Raw genomic sequence first — 15,443 nt, 5'->3', positions numbered from 1 at the left:
ACGCACGCCTTCCGTCGCGTTGCGCCGCGTTCCGTCCGTCGAGTTCAGGAGCACGCCATGTCCGAGACTGCGGTGAAGCCTTCCCGTTCCGGGGCCGTTCCGTGGCCCGCCGAGGTCGCCGCCCGCTATGCCGCCGAGGGCTACTGGGAAGGGCTTTCGCTGGGCGCGCACCTGGCGGCGACCGCCCGCCGGACACCGGACGCCATCGCCCTGGTCGACGGGTCGTTACGGATCTCCTTCCGCGAGCTGATGGCGCGCGCCGACGGGGCCGCGGGCCGGATGCGCGGTGTGGGCATCGGCGCGGACGACCGGGTGGTCATCCAGCTGCCCAACTGCTGGGAGCACGTGGTGATGACGGTGGCCTGCCTGCGGCTGGGCGCGCTGCCGGTGTGGGCGCTGCCGCAGCACCGGCACCACGAGATGTCCGGAGTGGTCGCCCACGCGCAGGCCAGGGCGCTCGTGGTGCCCCGGGTGCTCAAGGGCTTCGACCACGAGGCGATGGCGCACGAGATCGTCGCGGCGGTCCCGGCGGCACGGCACGTCATCGTGGCGGGAGACCCGGCCGACGGCGACGGGGCGGAGCGGCCGGGCAGGCCGGGCAGCCTGTCGCTCACCGAGCTCTGCGCCCCGGCCGACGATCCGGCACGAGCCGCCGAGGAATGCGACAAGGCGGACCCGGGCGGCGACGACATCGCCATGTTCCTGCTGTCCGGCGGCACCACGGGAGTGCCCAAGCTGGCCGCGCGGACCCACAACGACTTCGCGTACATGATCAAACGGGCCGGTGAGATCTGCGCGTTCGGCCCGGACACCGTCTACCTCGCCGTGCTCCCGCTGGGCCACGGCTTCGTGTACGGCGGGCCCGGCGTGCTCGGCGCGCTGCTGGCGGGGGGCCGGGTGGTGATCGGCTCCTCGCCGGCCCCGGAGGTCGCGTTCGAACTGATCGAGCGCGAGCGGGTCACCGCCACCTCGGTGGTCCCGCCGGTGATCAGCCGCTGGCTGGACCACCGCGCGGAGCACCCGGACACCGGCCTCGCCTCGCTGCGGCTGGTCCAGGTCGGCGCGGCCCGGCTGGCGCCGGAGCTGGCGGCACGGATCCGCCCCGAGCTGGGCTGTGCCCTCCAGCAGGTGTTCGGCATGGCCGAGGGACTGCTCTGCCTGACCCGGCTGGACGACCCGGACGAGGTGGTCCACCACACCCAGGGGCGGCCGATCTCCCCCGCCGACGAGATCCGGGTGGTGGGACCCGGCGGGGAGCCGGTGCCGGGCGGCGAGCCCGGGGTGCTGCTGGCCCGCGGCCCCTACACGCCGCGCGGCTACTACGACTCGCCGGCCGTGGACGCGCGGGCGTTCACCGCGGACGGCTGGTACCGCACGGGCGACGTGGTGCGCCGGACACCGGACGGCAACCTGGTGGTGGCCGGCCGGGAGAAGGATGTCATCAACCGGGGCGGGGAGAAGATCCACGCGGAGGAGGTCGAGGAGTTCGCCCTCCGGGTGGCCGGAGTCGCCGAGGCCGCGGCCGTGGCCCTGCCGGACGCCGAACTCGGCGAGCGCATCTGCCTGTTCGTCGTCCCGGACCCGGCCGCTGTCGGCCGGCCGGTGCACCTCGGCGACGTACGGGCCGTGATGAGGGCCGCCGACGTGGCGTCCTTCAAGGTGCCCGAACGGCTGCACACCCTGCCGTCCCTGCCGCGCACCCCGCTCGGCAAGGTCGACAAGCAGCGGCTGCGGGCCGAAGCGGTCCGGTTGTCGGCCGCGCCGGCCGGGTTCGCCGCGCCGGCCGCGGCGGACCCGGCCGGCCGCTGAGCGAACGCGCAGAAAGGACGCCCCCATGGAGATCGCCGCCCCGGTTCCCCCGCTGTCGTCCCACGCGGTGCTGCTGTTCCTCGCCTCGGTCACCGCGCTGCTGGCCACGGCCCGACTGCTGGGGGCGCTCGCCCAGCGGGCCGGGCTGCCCGCCCTCACCGGCGAGCTGACCGCCGGTGTGCTGCTCGGTCCCAGCGTGCTGGGCGGGGTGGCGCCGGGCGTGGCGGCGGCCGTCCTGCCCGGCCCGGCCGGGCAGCTGGCGCTGCTCGATGCGGTGGGCCAGCTCGCCGTGCTGCTGCTGGTGGGCGTCACCGGTACGCATCTGGACCTGCGGGTGATGCACGCACGGGCCCGGGCCGCGGTCCTGGTCAGCCTGTGCGGGCTGGTGGTTCCGCTGGCACTGGGCGTGGCCACCGGGCTGGTGCTGCCGGACGGGCTGGCCGGACCGCAGGCCGGCCGGTGGCTGTTCGCGGTGTTCGTGGGGGTGGCCATGTGTGTGACGGCGATCCCGGTCATCGCCAAGACCCTGTCGGACCTGAAACTGGCCCACCGTACGGTCGGCCAGCTGATCCTGTGCGCGGGGCTGGTCGACGACGCCGTGGGCTGGCTGCTGCTGTCCGTGGTGGCGGCCGGGGCCACGGCCGGACTGACCCTGTCCGGGGTCGCGGTTCCGGTGCTGCTGCTGGCCGGGTTCGCGGCCGTGGCCGCGACCGCCGGGCGGGTGCTGGTACGCCGGCTGATGGAGCGGGCGGCACGGCACCCGGAGCCGGGGCCGGCCGTGGCCACCGCGGTCGTGCTGGTCCTCGGGGCCGGCACGCTCACCCACGCCATGGGCATGGAGCCGATGCTGGGTGCCTTCGCGGCCGGACTGCTCATCGCCGGGGCCCCGGCCGCCCAGCCGAAGCTGGCGCCGCTGCGCACGGTCGTGCTGTCGGTGCTGGCCCCGCTGTTCCTCGCCACCGCGGGACTGCGGATGGACCTGACGGAGCTGGCCGACCCGGCCACCGCCCTGGCCGCCGCCGCGCTGCTCGCGGTCGCGGTCCTCGGCAAGTTCGCGGGGGCGTACCTGGGGGCCCGGCTGGGCGGGCTGAGCCGCTGGGAGGGCCTGGCGCTGGGGTCCGGGATGAACTCGCGCGGGGTGGTGGAGGTGGTCATCGCCATGGTCGGGCTGCGCCTGGGGGTGCTCGGCGAGGCCGCGTACACGGCGGTCGTCCTGGTGGCGATCGCCACCTCGCTGATGGCGCCGCCGCTGCTGCGGCTGACCATGGCGCGGGTCGCCCGTACCGAGGAGGAGCAACTGCGGCTGCTCGACCACGAGTCGTGGGAGGGACGCGGACCGGACGGCAGCGCGGTGCCCGGCAGCCCGGGCAGCGCGCGCTGACCGGAGCGGGTCCCGGCCCCGGACATTGCACGCCTGCCCGGTCCCGCGGACGTCAGCGCACGTCAGGAGATGCCCGTGCCTCCGGGCGGCGCCGATAATCACAGCGGAGCGCGGACGCCCCGACGGGGGCGCGGCCCGCGACGGGCCCCGCGTTGCGCCCGCCGCCCGGCCGGGACGGCGATGAGTACCCGCCGGCTGCTCCGCCGGATGCGCCGCGCCCGAACACCTCTCGCACTCACCCGCGTCACGCGACTCAAGGAGGACTTCCGTGGCACGTCCAGTCCAGAAGATCGTGATTGTCGGCGGCGGTACGGCCGGCTGGCTCTCCGCGGCCTACCTCAATCGCGCGTTCGGCAGCAAGGTCGAGATCACCCTCGTCGAGTCGGCGCGGATCGGCCGGATCGGGGTCGGTGAGGCCACCGTGCCGACCCTGCGCACCACCCTGGCCTTCCTCGGCATGAAGGAAGAGGACTGGATGCCGCGGACCAACGCGTCGTTCAAGTCCGCGGTCCGGTTCAACGACTGGCGCAATCCCCACCCCGGCACCGACCGGCACACCTACTACCACCCGTTCTTCACCGTGCCCGAGCCGCCGGTGCCCAGCTACGAGCGGCCGTTCCACAAGCGGTTCGGGCGGGGCGTGTCCCTGGCCCACTTCTGGACCAAGCTGCGGCTGGCCGGCGACTCCCGGGTGCGGGAGACCTTCGGTGACGCCGGCATGGCGCTCCAGCACCTGTGCGAGCTGAACAAGGCCCCGAAGCCGCTGCCCGGATCGGGCGCCCCGGACCCCGGGTTCCGCTACGCCTACCACTTCGACGCCGCCCTGATGGCCGAGTACCTCCGGGACCTGGCCACCGAACGCGGCGTACGGCATGTGGTCGCCGATGTCACCCGGGTCACCCGCGACGGGCGCGGCCACATCGACAAGGTGATCACCGAGACCGGCGCGGAGCTCACCGGCGACCTGTTCCTGGACTGCTCCGGCTTCCGCGGCCTGCTGATCAACCAGACCCTGGAGGAGCCGTTCATCAGCGCGCAGGACTGGCTGCTGTGCGACTCCGCCATCGCCCTCCCGGCCGATCACCACCCCGACGGCATCCGGCCGTACACCGTCGCCAACGCCCGCCCGAACGGCTGGATCTGGGAGATCCCGCTGTTCCACCGCGAGGGCACCGGTTATGTGTATTCGAGCCGGACGACGACTCCGGACCGGGCCGAGCAGGACCTCCGCGACTTCCTGGGCCCGCGCGCCCATGACGTACCGGGCAATCACATCCGGATGCGGGTGGGCCACAACCGGCGCTCGTGGGTCGACAACTGCATTGCGATCGGGCTGTCGAGCTGTTTCGTGGAGCCGCTGGAATCCACCACGATCGCCCTGATTGAATATCAGCTGGCGCTGCTGGTCCTGCATTTCCCGGATGCGGAGCTCGACGAGCGCCGGCAGGCCCGCTACAACGAGCTGATGGTGAACGCGTTCGAGGATCTGCGCGACTTCATCGTCATGCACTACGCCCTCACCGACCGCACGGACACCGAATTCTGGCGCGCGGTACGGGAGAACCCGATTCCCGACAGTCTCGCGGAGAAACTCACCGAATACGCGGAGAGCGTCATCATTCCCGACGGCAGTCAGCTCCGGCTCTTCGAGACGCGGAGCCTGTGGGCGATCCTGTCGGGAATGGACTTCCCGTTCACCAAGGCGCCGCCTTCGGTGGAGCTGATGAGCGACGACGCCGCCTGGCAGGCGTTCGAGCAGATCGACAAGGAGCGCGAGATCTACGCCGCCGCGCTGCCCGACAACCGCACCTACCTGAAGACCATCCACGACGGCCGGGCCGACTCGGCCCATTGACGGCGGCCGACTCCGGACGTACGAAAGCCCCCGGCGCCCGTCTCGGACGGGCGCCGGGGGCTTTTGCCGTACCGGGTGCCGACTCAGCGCACCCGGGCCGGCTTGACCCGGGAGCGCAGGGTGAGGGCGGCCGCCACCATGCCGAGGGCGACGAACACCGCGCAGGTGGTGAACGCCGCCTGAAGGCCCTCGGTCAGTCCGGCCGGACCCGGCTCAGGACCGCTGAACGTCGCCGTCACCGTGGTGACCACGGCCACGCCCAGCGCCCCGCCGATCTGCAGGGCAGCGACGACGATCCCGGAGGCGACGCCGCTGGACCGCTCCGGTATGCCCGACAGCGCGGCGACGGACGCCGCGGCGGTGCCCGCGCCGAGCGCCGGCCCGAAGACGACCAGCCCCCACAGCACGTCGCGGAGGTAACTGCCGTCCGCCGGAACCCGGGCCAGCAGCAGGCACCCGGCGCACAGCAGCACCAGGCACACGCCGACGACGGGCCGGAAGCCCATCCGGGTGACGACGCGCTGACCGGCGTAGGCCCCGACGAACGCCAGGAAGGACATCACCGACTGGAGCGCGCCGAACTCCATCGGCCCGTGGCCGAGCACGGCCTGGCCGTACACGGCGACACTGACCGACAGGGAGAAGGTCGCCATGCCCATGCAGAGCGTGACCAGGTTGCCGCCGACCAGGGTGGAGCGCCGCAGCAGGGCCGGTGGCAGCAGGGGCGCCGCCGAGCGCCGTTCGACGGCCGCGAAGACCCCGGCGAGCAGGACCGCCGCGGCCAGCGGAAACAGGGTCTGTCCGCTGGTCCAGCCCGATCCGGCGGCCCGGCTGACCGCGAGGATGACCAGCACCAGGGCGGCCGTACTGGTCAGCGCGCCGAGGACGCCGTACGGGCCGTGCTGCCCGGCGGCCTTGCTCTCACTGATCAGGACCGGCGTGAGCAGGAGCACGATCAGCGCCACCGGCACATTGACGAAGAACACCCACTGCCAGCCGGCCACTTCGGTGAACAGGCCGCCCAGCAGCAGCCCGACGGTGGCGCCGATGCCCCCGATGCCCGCCCAGCCGGCCAGGGCGGTGTTGCGGTGCCTGCCCTCCGGGAAGGTGTTCAGCAGGATCGACAGGGCGGTGGGCACCATCAGCGCCGCCGCCACCCCGCCGACCGCGCGGGCCGCGATGACCGCCCCGCCGGTCCAGGCCAGTCCGCTGGCCGCCGAGCTGAGCAGGAACAGCGTGGTGCCGGCCATGAACACCCGGCGGCGGCCGAGCCGGTCGGCGGCGCGTCCGCCGAGCAGCAGCAGGCCGCCGAAGGTGAGCAGCTTGGCGGTGAGCACCCACTGCGCGTCCACCGGGGCCATGCCGAGCTCGTCGGTCAGCCGGGGCAGGGCCAGGATCACACTCTGCGAGTCCAGCAGCACGATGAAGTTGGCGGCGCACAGCAGGACCAGCGCCGCCCAGCGCCGGCGCGGGACGGGGCCGGCCGGCGGGGCCGGTACGGGGGCCGGCCGTACGCCGGTCATCTCAGCTCCTCCGATCTCGGCGCGGGGACCCGGGGTGCGGCCGGCGCGGCCGGCTTCCGTCCGAACAGCACCCGCCCGACCATCGACGGCTTCATGAGCGACTGCGGCGGGTCCACCAGCGAGGCGGTCCGGATGAAGCCCCGCGCCACCACCGGGTCGTGGGCGGCGGCGGCCTGGACCCGGGGCATGTAGAGGTTGGCCATGCGGGTGGCGATCGTGCGCCGTCCGCGTACGGCGGGATAGCCGAGATCGGCCGCGGCCGACATGGTCCACGGCGCGTCGATGACCTGTCCCAGGTCGCGGAAGTAGTCCGCCGATCTGGGCTCGCCGCCCTTTCCGACGTGCTCCGCGAGCACGGTCGCGCCCATCGCGGCGACCGTCATGCCCTGGGCGTAGACCGGGTTGAAGATACAGGCCGCGTCGCCCAGGACGAGGTATCCGGCCGGGAACCGGCTCAGCCGCTCGTAGTGGAAGCGCACGCTCGCCGGGAACCGGAAGCTGTGGGCGGGGCCCCGCTGCTCGGCTTCCCGGACCGCCTCGTGGATCTGCGGCACCGGCAGCGAGGCGGCGTAGGCGAGGAAGCCCTCGCGGTCGGTGGGCGCGCGGTCGCCGAGGATGCCGGTCAGCGTGAGGGCGTACCGGTCGGCGAGCCGGGCGAAGATCGCGCCGCGCGGCAGGGCCGGGGTCGCGGTGGGAACGAGGGCGATGTCGTCGCCCAGCGGGTCGTACGGCAGCGGGCCGGTGAAGTCCATGGTGGTGTAGGTCAGATCCATCCGGATCCGCTCTTCGGGGGCCCGCTCGTAACCGAGTTCGCCCAGCCAGCGGGGAGTCCGGGTGGCCCGGCCGGTGGCGTCGACGACCACGTCGGCGTCGATGGTCTCCTCGGCCCCGGGCGCACCGCCGTCGCCCGAGTCCCGTCCCTGCACCCGGACTCCGGTGATCCGGCGCCGGTCGGGGGACGCGACGAGGCTCAGGATGTCGGTCCGCTCCCGGAGGGTGACGCCGGGCAGGGCGGCGACGCGGGTGCGGATGCGGTTCTCGATGACGGGCCGGTTGGCGGCGACGCACGCCATCCCGGTCTCCGCCGGGGCGAACATCCGGCCGTTGAAGTAGTAGTGGCAGGTCGTGCCGAAGTCCCCGACGGGCACGCCGAGGGTGTGCAGGTCGTCGAGGAAGCCGGGGAAGAGGTCCTCGATGATGACGCGACCGCGCTCCAGCAGGGCGTGGATGTGGTGGGCCCAGGAGATCGCCGGCCGCAGGCCCATGCCCGCGCCGGTGAGGTCGTCACGGTCGATGACGGTCACCCGGTCGTAGGCGTCGGCGAGCACGCGGGCGGCCAGCAGGCCACCGATGCTTCCGCCGAGCACGACGGCGTGCTCGCCGCCCTTGGTTGCCATGGACATGCGCCTCCCCTGTTCGGAAGAGTGAGCGGATGCGGACACGCTAGGCGCTGGCCCGGCCGGGCTGTTCTCCCACGTTGCGCGATGCGGGCCCCGCCGGCGCGCGGGACTTCTCCGTTACTGCGGAAAGCTCGCGGAATCGTAGGCGGCGCGGTGGGCGGGCGGTAGGTTGCCGGTTCCGCGGGGTCGGTTCCGACCTGCCGTCCCACCGCGATGTCGAGCCACCGAGCCATCGAGCTTTCGAGCCACCGAACAGCGAGGAATTCGCCATGCGCCCGTTTCGTATCGACATACCTCAGGCCGATCTGGACGACCTCCGCGAGCGCCTCGCCCGGACCCGGTGGCCGGCCGAGACCCCGGACACCGGGTGGACCCGCGGGGCGCCCCAGGGGTACCTGCGCGAACTCGTCGCGTACTGGCGCGACGGGTTCGACTGGCGGGCCGTCGAGGCCCGGGCCAACGCCTTCCCCCAGTTCCGCACCCGGATCGACGGCGCCGACCTCCACGTCCTGCACGCCCGCTCCCCGGAGCCGGACGCCGTGCCGCTGCTGCTCACCCACGGCTGGCCGGGCTCGTTCCTGGAGTTCCTCGACGTCATCGGCCCGCTGACCGACCCGCGGGCGCACGGCGGCGATCCGGCCGACGCCTTCCATGTCGTGGCGCCCACCCTCCCCGGCTACGGCTTCTCCAGCCCGCTCACCGAGCACGGCTGGGAGCTGCCGCGGGTGGCCCGGATATGGGCCTCGCTGATGGCGGAGCTGGGCTATGACCGTTATCTCCCGCAGGGCGGCGACCTCGGCGCGAGCGTGGCGCTGCTGCTCGGCGTGCTGGACAGCGACCATGTGATCGGCACCCACGTCAACTTCCTGTTTGCGCCGCCGTCCGACGAGCCGGGCGAGCTCGACGGGCTGGCCCCGGCCGACCTGGCCCGGCTGGGCCGGCTCGCGGACTTCGGCGATCAGGGCTCCGGCTACATGAAGCTGTTCGCGACCCGCCCGCAGACCGTGGGTTACGGCATGACGGACTCGCCCGTCGGCCAGCTCGCCTGGAGCGTGGAGAAGTTCCACGAGTGGAGCGACTCGCAGAAAAACCCGGAGGACGCGCTCGGCCGCGACCAGCTGCTCGCGCACGCCACGCTGTACTGGCTGACCGGAACGGCGGGCTCGTCGGCCCATCTGTACTACGACAACGCGGCGTTCATGCCGACCTCGGCCACTCCCCCGCCGCCGCTGCCGGCCCCGCCCGGTCCGCTCGGCGTGGCCGTGTTCCACAACGACCTGGCCCAGCCGGTGCGCCGGCTGGCCGAGCGCCGGTACCCGTCGATCGTGCACTGGAGCGAGTTCGAGCGGGGCGGCCACTTCGCCGCGATGGAGCGGCCCGCGGAGTTCGTCGCCGACGTGCGGGCGTTCCGCCGTACGGCACTGGCCACTGCCCGACCCTCATAGCCACGGTCCCGAAACCCGGGGGGTGCCGCGGAGTTCCGCGGCACCCCCCGGTTTCACGTGTCCGGGCCGCTCAGCGGAAGATCCGCTCCATCACCCGGCCCGCCACCGGCCGCGGCAGCAGGTCCAGCGCCGCCGTCATCAGCCGGGTGACCGTGCCCGGCACGACGACCGTACGGCCGGCGTCCCAGGCCCGCAGCGCGCCGCCGACCACCTCGGCGGCGGTGGTGTGGCCCGGAGTCTTCTCCACCGCGTCGCCGAGTCCGGCGACATCGCTGAACTCGGTGACGGTGGGCCCGGGGCACAGCGCCATGGCCCGTACGCCGGTCCCCCGCAGCTCGACCGACAGGGCCTCGGCGAAGGACAGCAGGAACGCCTTGCTGGCCGCGTACGCCGCCAGGTACGGGGTGGGCACGTAGCCCAGCGTCGACGCCACGACGATCACCCCTCCCGAGCCGCGGCCGACCATCCGCGGCACCACCTGCGCGGCGAGGTCGACGCTCGCCACGACGTTGAGCCGCAGCACACCGACGGTCTCGTCCCGGTCGGTCTCGGCGAACCGGCCGTGCACGCCGCGCCCGGCGTTGCAGACGAGCAGGTCGGCCCCGCCGAGTTCGTCGGCGCGCGCCGCGACGGCCTCGATGGCCCCGTCGGCGGTCAGGTCGCGGACCTCGGGTATCACCCGCCCGTCGGACTCGGCTTCCAGCGCGGCCAGCCGGTCGGCGCGCCGGGCCACCGCCAGGACGCGGTACCCGCGGCTGCTGAGGACGCGGGTGAACTCCGCGCCGATGCCGGACGAGGCTCCGGTCACAACGGCCAGTGGTGCATCGGACATGGTCACTCCCGGGGTGATTCGGTCGGCCGGGCCGGCCGGGTCGGCCAGTGCACGTTCGGTGCTCCGACGCTACGGCGCGGCGCGCGGTGCCCGCGTCTCACAACGTGCGGGAGTCACAGGGGAGCAGTTCAGGAGATGCCGCGCCGGAGACGGAGGAGGTGCAATGGACCCATGCCACCCCCTGCGCTCCCCCGCATTGCAGGAGAGTTTTCGCATGTCTCTCGACGAGAGGCGTTCGCCGGGCCCCGCGGGGCCGGCGGACGCAGCGCAGGCATCCCCCCCGTCGCAGTACCGTCACCGGTTACCGTCCCTGACCGGCCTGCGGTTCCCCGCCGCCCTGCTGGTCTTCTGGTTCCACGCCGCCCTCCCCGTGCCGTGGATCGAGCTGCTCGCATCGGAGTCGGCGGAACACACCTTCCACCGGCTGGCCTCACCGGCCGGTGGCCTCGGGGTCACGTTCTTCTTCGTCCTCAGCGGCTTCATCCTGACCTGGACGGCCCGCGACCCTGGCCCGGCGCGGGCCTTCTGGCGCCGCCGGCTGGTGAAGATCTACCCCAGCCACGCCGTCGTGTGGGGGCTGGCGATGCTCACCTTCGCCGCCGCGGTCACCAGCCGGGGGCAGGCGCTGGCCAACCTCCTGCTGCTGCACGGGTGGGTGCCGGACTTCCCCACCAACTTCAGCGTGAACCCGCCGAGTTGGTCGCTGGGTGTGGAAGCGTTCTGCTACGTCGCCTTTCCGCTGCTGATCGCGGCGTGCCGCCGGATCAGGCCCGCCCGGCTGATGCTCTGGATCACCGGTACGGTCGCGGTGGTGGTGCTCACGCCGTGGTTCACGTACGCGTTCGTCCCGGGCGACGGGCCGATGGTGCCGGACGAGGACGCCTCGATGCTCCAGTACTGGTTCGCGTACGTGCTGCCGCCGGTCCGCGTCTTCGACTTCCTGCTGGGCATCCTGCTGGCGCTGGCGGTCCGCGCGGGCCGCTGGTCCGGGCCCGGCGCCGGCTGGTCGGGCCTGCTGCTCGCGGCCTCCTACCCGGTCGCGCTGCGGGTGCCGTTCCTGTACGGGCAGCGGGCCGTGTTCCTGGTTCCGGTGGCCTGCCTGATCGCCGCCGTTGCCCGGGTCGACGTGCGGCGCGGGTTCACGCCGTTCCGCAACCGTTTCGCGGTATGGCTCGGCGAGGTCTCGTTCGGCTTCTATCTGGTGCACTATCCCGTGCTGGTGGTCAGCCGGTACCTGCTGGGCGAGCGGCTGTTCCCGGTCCCGGCCGCGGTCGAGCTGCTGCTGGGTCAGTTGGTGGTCTCCGTGCTGCTCGCCTGGGCCCTCCACGCCGCTGTGGAGCGGCCGGCGGTGCGCCGCTGGGCGCGGAGCCGGAGCGGGCAGCGCGCGGCCCCGGCCTGATGCGGCCGGTCCGCCCCGAGGCCACCACGGGGCGGACCGGCCCGCCGGAAGCCGGTCAGACGGCGAGGTGGAAGATCTCCAGGGCCACGCCGTCCGGGTCGTTGAAGGTGAACAGCGCGAACGGCAGCGGGGCCGCGTACTCGTGGACGTCGCTGCACTTGACCCCACGGGCCATCAGATGCGCGCGCCACGCGTGGAGTTCCTCGCGGGTGGAGGCCGCGAAGGTGAGGTGGTCGAGGCCGGTGCGGTGCGGCGCGAACGCCTCGTCGACGCCGGCGTCGTGCTGTGTCAGCCCGAGGTATATCTGCGTGCCGGGCCGCATGATGCCCGCCGTCCGCCCACCCGGGAAGGTCTCCTTCATCCACTGCACCATGCCGAGGTGCTCGGCGTACCACTGCACACTGCGTTCCAGGTCGGTGACGGTGATGCCGACGTGGTGCACGGCGCCCAGCCCGGGGGGCGTCTCCGGCAGCGGCGCGTCGGCGGGGGCCTGGACGAGTTCCATGGAGATCTGGCCGAGTTCCACTGGTTTCTCCTCACATCATCGGGACCTCGAAAATAGCCCGCGCCGCATCGCTCGTTCTTCTTCCTGCGTGCCCCAGTTCCGTTCGGTACCACCGCCGCTGCGGCAATTCCGAAGAAGTCCGAAAGCGGCTCCGGCGGCTAGCGTGACAACCGCCAATCCGTCCGCCCCCATGTCACCAGTCCCGTTCAGCTGGAGGTCGTGTTCCGTGTCCGAAGCTGTATGCCCTTATGTTCTCGACCCGCAAGGTGCCGACACCCACGGTGAGACCACCCGGCTCCGCGGGCAGGGCCCGATCGCACGCGTCGAACTCCCGGACGGCGTGCTCGCCTGGTCCGTGCACGACTACGAGGTCGCCAAGGAGATCATGGGCGACCAGGAACTGTTCTCGAAGAATCCGCGGCGCAACTGGCCCGCGTACATCAACGGTGAGATATCCAACGGCTGGCCGCTGATCACCTGGGCCGCCATGGACACCATGGCCACCCAGGACGGCAACGACCACGCCCGCCTGCGCAAGCTGCTGCTGAAGGCGTTCACCCAGCGCCGGGTCGACGACATGCGGCCCAAGATCGAGGCGACCGTCAAGGAGCTCCTCGACGACCTCGCGTCGGCCGGCCGGGACGAGACCGTCGACCTCAAGGGCCGGTTCCACATGGAGCTGCCGACCCGCCTGATGTGCGACCTGTTCGGCGTGCCGGAGGACCGCCGGGCCCGGGTCCTGGAAGGCGGCCACAAGAACATCGACACCCGGATCTCCGCCGAGGTGGCCTCGTCCAACCTGGAGAACTGGCAAGTGGAGATCTCCAACCTGGTCCAGTACAAGCGTGAGCACCCGGGCGACGACCTGACCACCGGGATGATCGCCGCGATGGACGAGGACGGCTCCCGGCTGTCCGACTCCGAGATGATCGGCACGCTGCACCTGCTGCTCGGTGCCGGCTCCGAGACGCTGGTGAACGCGCTGGCACACGCGTCGGTGGCCCTGATGACCGACCGCAGCCTGCTGGCGAAGGCCAAGTCCGGCGAGATCCCGTGGGACGCCGTCTTCGAGGAGACCCTGCGGGTGGAGTCGCCGGTGGCGCACCTCCCGTTCCGCTTCGTCACCCGGGACGTGGAGATCGGCGGGGTGAAGCTGGCCCAGGGCGACGTCGTCCTGATCGACTTCGCCGGCGTGGGACGCGACCCCTCGGTCCACGGCGAGACCGCCGACGCGTTCGACGCGCTGCGCGACGACAAGACGCACCTGTCCTTCGGCCACGGCGTGCACTACTGCCTCGGCGCCCGGCTGGCCCGCAGCGCGTGGATGATCGGCATCCCCGCCCTGTTCGACCGGTTCCCCGACCTCGAACTGGCGGTGGACCGCGGCGAGCTCGTCGGCCAGGGCAGCTTCGTGGTCAACGGCCACGCGGAGGTTCCGGTCTACCTGCACGGCAAGCCCGCACTCGTCGGCTGAGCCGAGCCAAACGAAAGGAAGACCATGGTTGAGCCAGCACCGGCGGCGCAGGGCGGAATCCTCGGTGACCTCGACACCGACTACGCGGGCGGCCCGGCCCGGCAGCTGCGGCGGGTGGACTCCGCCGACGGCACGTCCATCGCATACGAGAAGGCGGGCCAGGGCCCGCCGGTCGTCGTCATCGGGGGCGGCCTGAACGACCGGGCGATGTTCACCCCGTTCGCCACGATCATGTCCGAGCGCTTCTCCGTGTACACCTACGACCGGCGTGGCCGGGGCGACAGCGCGTACGGCGACCCGGACCGGTGGACGATCCAGCGGGAGGTCGAGGACCTGGCCGCGGTGCTGGACGCCGTGGGCGAACCCAGCCATGTGTTCGCCAACTGCACCGGCGGCATGATCGCGCTGCTGGCGGCGGCGCAGGGCGTGCCCATGCTGAAGCTGGGCCTGTACGAGCCCCCGTACTGGTCCAGCGAGACCACCGACGAGCAGCTGTCGACGCTCCGCCGGCTGATCGACGAGGACCGCCGCGAGGAGGTCGTCACGCTGTTCGCGAAGGACATCGTCGGCTTCATCACGGACGACACCATCGACTACTTCCGCAACCACCCGGCGTGGGCGGCGTTCAAGACGATGGTGCCGTCGACGTACTACGACGCGCTGATCAACAAGCACCATCTGCAGATCCCGTACGAGGAGCTGCACAAGATCACGGTGCCCACCCTGGTCATGCGCGGTGACGAGGGCGAGAAGAAGATCCACGACGCCTGCGCCCGGGTCGCCGAGGAGATCCCGGGCGCCGCGCTCCTGACGATGGAGGGGTATGACCACCTCTTCGACCAGAAGGCGGGCGCGCCGCTGCTGATGGACTTCTTCGCGGCGCCATAGCGCGAAAACCGAAGGGCCGTGGTCGTGTTGATCAGACCGCGGGCAGGTTGTGCAGGCGCTCGGCCGGGGTTTCCCAGCCGAGCGTTCTGCGTGGACGGGCTGCGTCCCGGTTCGGCCGCGCAGACGCGGAAGGCGGCACCACCGCATGGATCGGTGGTGCCGCCTTGTTCCTGCCGGACCTCGGTCAGCCGGTCAGCCGGTCAGCCGGTCAGCGGGCCAGCGGGTCACGGGCTCATCAGGCCGATGGTGTTGCCGTCGGGGTCGGTGAACGCGGCGATCCGGCCGTCGCCGGCGGGCTGCGGCTCCATCGTCCGCTTGCCGCCGAGCTCCTCGGCCCGGGCGAGCGCGGTGGTGACATCGTCGACCGGGAAGAAGGGGACGATGCCGGTGTACGGGCTCTCCGGGCCGGCCTGGCCGATGCCGCCGGTGGGGGCGCCGTCGGAGCCGCTGACGAGCGCGTAGGTGTCGTCGAGAGCGTTGACCTGCCAGCCGAACAGCTGCCGGTAGAAGTCGCGGGCGCGGGCCGCGTCGGGGGTGGAGATGTCGAACCAGCCGGGCGCCGCGGGCTGGCCGTTCTCGGGGGATGCGTCGACCATGTTTATGCCTTTCGAACGTGGAATGGAATCAGGAGAGCCGCTGGTTCAGGTGGACGTCCACACTGTCGCCCTGGTCTTTCTTCAGGGTCTTGCGGAGCGCCGCCTTGAGCGGGAGCATGTGGGTTCCGTCGCCCATCGGGAGCAACGTCGCCTGGAATTCCTGCCCGTCGACCGTTCCGGCGATCTTCACGGGCTTGCGGGTGCCGAAGAAGTCCCCGGATTCGGGCACGATCACGCAGATCCAGCCGCTGTTGTTCTCTTTGATGACCGGGGCGGAGAATTTCTTGTCGATGGCCTGGGCGTTGTTCTGCGCGGCGGGCATGGTGTGTTCTCCCT

13 protein-coding genes are annotated in these 15,443 nt (G+C 72.3%); 7 read left to right on the top strand and 6 right to left on the bottom strand.

Translation table 11 applies throughout. The annotated features are described in order from the left end of the window. The first annotated feature begins 57 nt into the window (after positions 1-57). The 3 genes from ACIQUT_RS03980 to ACIQUT_RS03970 all read left to right on the top strand — a co-directional run bounded on the left by ACIQUT_RS03980 (position 58) and on the right by ACIQUT_RS03970 (position 5,045). A complete protein-coding gene (locus ACIQUT_RS03980) occupies positions 58-1,809 on the top strand; it encodes a (2,3-dihydroxybenzoyl)adenylate synthase (protein WP_403558880.1) in 1,752 nt (583 codons plus the stop codon). Positions 1,810-1,834: 25 nt separating this feature from the next. Then, a complete protein-coding gene (locus tag ACIQUT_RS03975; protein ID WP_403558878.1) occupies positions 1,835-3,190 on the top strand; it encodes a cation:proton antiporter in 1,356 nt (451 codons plus the stop codon). 268 nt (positions 3,191-3,458) lie between these two features. Next, on the top strand, positions 3,459-5,045 hold the full coding sequence (locus ACIQUT_RS03970; protein WP_403558876.1) for a tryptophan halogenase family protein: 1,587 nt from the start codon (positions 3,459-3,461) through the stop codon (positions 5,043-5,045). 83 nt (positions 5,046-5,128) lie between these two features. On the opposite strand, the gene ACIQUT_RS03965 is transcribed toward ACIQUT_RS03970, so the two are convergent. After that, on the bottom strand, positions 5,129-6,568 hold the full coding sequence (locus ACIQUT_RS03965) for an MFS transporter (protein WP_403558874.1): 1,440 nt from the start codon (positions 6,566-6,568) through the stop codon (positions 5,129-5,131). Further along, positions 6,565-7,971 (bottom strand): FAD-dependent oxidoreductase, encoded by a 1,407-nt coding sequence (locus tag ACIQUT_RS03960; RefSeq protein ID WP_403558872.1) that lies wholly within the window; start codon positions 7,969-7,971, stop codon positions 6,565-6,567. The genes ACIQUT_RS03965 and ACIQUT_RS03960 overlap by 4 nt, the downstream gene beginning before the upstream one ends. A 266-nt stretch (positions 7,972-8,237) precedes the next feature. Between ACIQUT_RS03960 and ACIQUT_RS03955 the strand changes: the two genes are divergently transcribed. Next, entirely contained in the window at positions 8,238-9,413 is a 1,176-nt protein-coding gene (locus ACIQUT_RS03955; protein ID WP_403558870.1) for an epoxide hydrolase family protein, read from the top strand. 70 nt (positions 9,414-9,483) lie between these two features. Here ACIQUT_RS03955 and ACIQUT_RS03950 read toward each other — a convergent pair whose 3' ends face one another. Further along, positions 9,484-10,245 carry an SDR family NAD(P)-dependent oxidoreductase gene (locus ACIQUT_RS03950; RefSeq protein WP_403558868.1) on the bottom strand — a complete coding sequence of 254 codons (762 nt, stop codon included), beginning with the start codon at positions 10,243-10,245 and terminating at the stop codon, positions 9,484-9,486. 214 nt (positions 10,246-10,459) lie between these two features. On the opposite strand from ACIQUT_RS03950, the gene ACIQUT_RS03945 reads away from it, so the two are divergent. Then, positions 10,460-11,644 (top strand): acyltransferase family protein, encoded by a 1,185-nt coding sequence (locus tag ACIQUT_RS03945; protein ID WP_403558866.1) that lies wholly within the window; start codon positions 10,460-10,462, stop codon positions 11,642-11,644. Positions 11,645-11,699: 55 nt separating this feature from the next. On the opposite strand, the gene ACIQUT_RS03940 is transcribed toward ACIQUT_RS03945, so the two are convergent. Further along, complete coding sequence (locus ACIQUT_RS03940) at positions 11,700-12,170, bottom strand: VOC family protein (RefSeq protein WP_403558864.1); 471 nt, start codon at positions 12,168-12,170, stop codon at positions 11,700-11,702. 205 nt (positions 12,171-12,375) lie between these two features. Here ACIQUT_RS03940 and ACIQUT_RS03935 point away from each other — a divergent pair, with 205 nt between their 5' ends. Beyond that, positions 12,376-13,623 (top strand): cytochrome P450, encoded by a 1,248-nt coding sequence (locus tag ACIQUT_RS03935; RefSeq protein ID WP_403558862.1) that lies wholly within the window; start codon positions 12,376-12,378, stop codon positions 13,621-13,623. Positions 13,624-13,647: 24 nt separating this feature from the next. Continuing rightward, on the top strand, positions 13,648-14,511 hold the full coding sequence (locus ACIQUT_RS03930; RefSeq protein WP_403558860.1) for an alpha/beta fold hydrolase: 864 nt from the start codon (positions 13,648-13,650) through the stop codon (positions 14,509-14,511). A 224-nt stretch (positions 14,512-14,735) separates the two neighbouring features. Here ACIQUT_RS03930 and ACIQUT_RS03925 read toward each other — a convergent pair whose 3' ends face one another. Next, on the bottom strand, positions 14,736-15,107 hold the full coding sequence (locus ACIQUT_RS03925) for a VOC family protein (RefSeq protein ID WP_403558858.1): 372 nt from the start codon (positions 15,105-15,107) through the stop codon (positions 14,736-14,738). Positions 15,108-15,135: 28 nt separating this feature from the next. Continuing rightward, entirely contained in the window at positions 15,136-15,429 is a 294-nt protein-coding gene (locus ACIQUT_RS03920; RefSeq protein WP_403558856.1) for a DUF1905 domain-containing protein, read from the bottom strand. Positions 15,430-15,443: the final 14 nt, after the last annotated feature.

The sequence above is a fragment of the Streptomyces sp. NPDC090445 genome (assembly GCF_044769385.1).
Classification (GTDB): domain Bacteria; phylum Actinomycetota; class Actinomycetes; order Streptomycetales; family Streptomycetaceae; genus Streptomyces.
Note: the sequence above shows the minus strand (reverse complement) of the source record. Positions and strands in the feature narration are given on the sequence as shown.

Excerpts from the sequence above, each read along its gene's own strand:
- ACIQUT_RS03980 (WP_403558880.1), top strand. The coding sequence starts at position 58 with ATGTCCGAGACTGCGGTGAAGCCTTCCCGTTCCGGGGCCGTTCCGTGG.
- ACIQUT_RS03975 (WP_403558878.1), top strand. The coding sequence starts at position 1,835 with ATGGAGATCGCCGCCCCGGTTCCCCCGCTGTCGTCCCACGCGGTGCTG.
- ACIQUT_RS03965 (WP_403558874.1), bottom strand. The coding sequence starts at position 6,568 with ATGACCGGCGTACGGCCGGCCCCCGTACCGGCCCCGCCGGCCGGCCCC.
- ACIQUT_RS03960 (WP_403558872.1), bottom strand. The coding sequence starts at position 7,971 with ATGTCCATGGCAACCAAGGGCGGCGAGCACGCCGTCGTGCTCGGCGGA.
- ACIQUT_RS03955 (WP_403558870.1), top strand. The coding sequence starts at position 8,238 with ATGCGCCCGTTTCGTATCGACATACCTCAGGCCGATCTGGACGACCTC.
- ACIQUT_RS03950 (WP_403558868.1), bottom strand. The coding sequence starts at position 10,245 with ATGTCCGATGCACCACTGGCCGTTGTGACCGGAGCCTCGTCCGGCATC.
- ACIQUT_RS03945 (WP_403558866.1), top strand. The coding sequence starts at position 10,460 with ATGTCTCTCGACGAGAGGCGTTCGCCGGGCCCCGCGGGGCCGGCGGAC.
- ACIQUT_RS03930 (WP_403558860.1), top strand. The coding sequence starts at position 13,648 with ATGGTTGAGCCAGCACCGGCGGCGCAGGGCGGAATCCTCGGTGACCTC.
- ACIQUT_RS03925 (WP_403558858.1), bottom strand. The coding sequence starts at position 15,107 with ATGGTCGACGCATCCCCCGAGAACGGCCAGCCCGCGGCGCCCGGCTGG.
- ACIQUT_RS03920 (WP_403558856.1), bottom strand. The coding sequence starts at position 15,429 with ATGCCCGCCGCGCAGAACAACGCCCAGGCCATCGACAAGAAATTCTCC.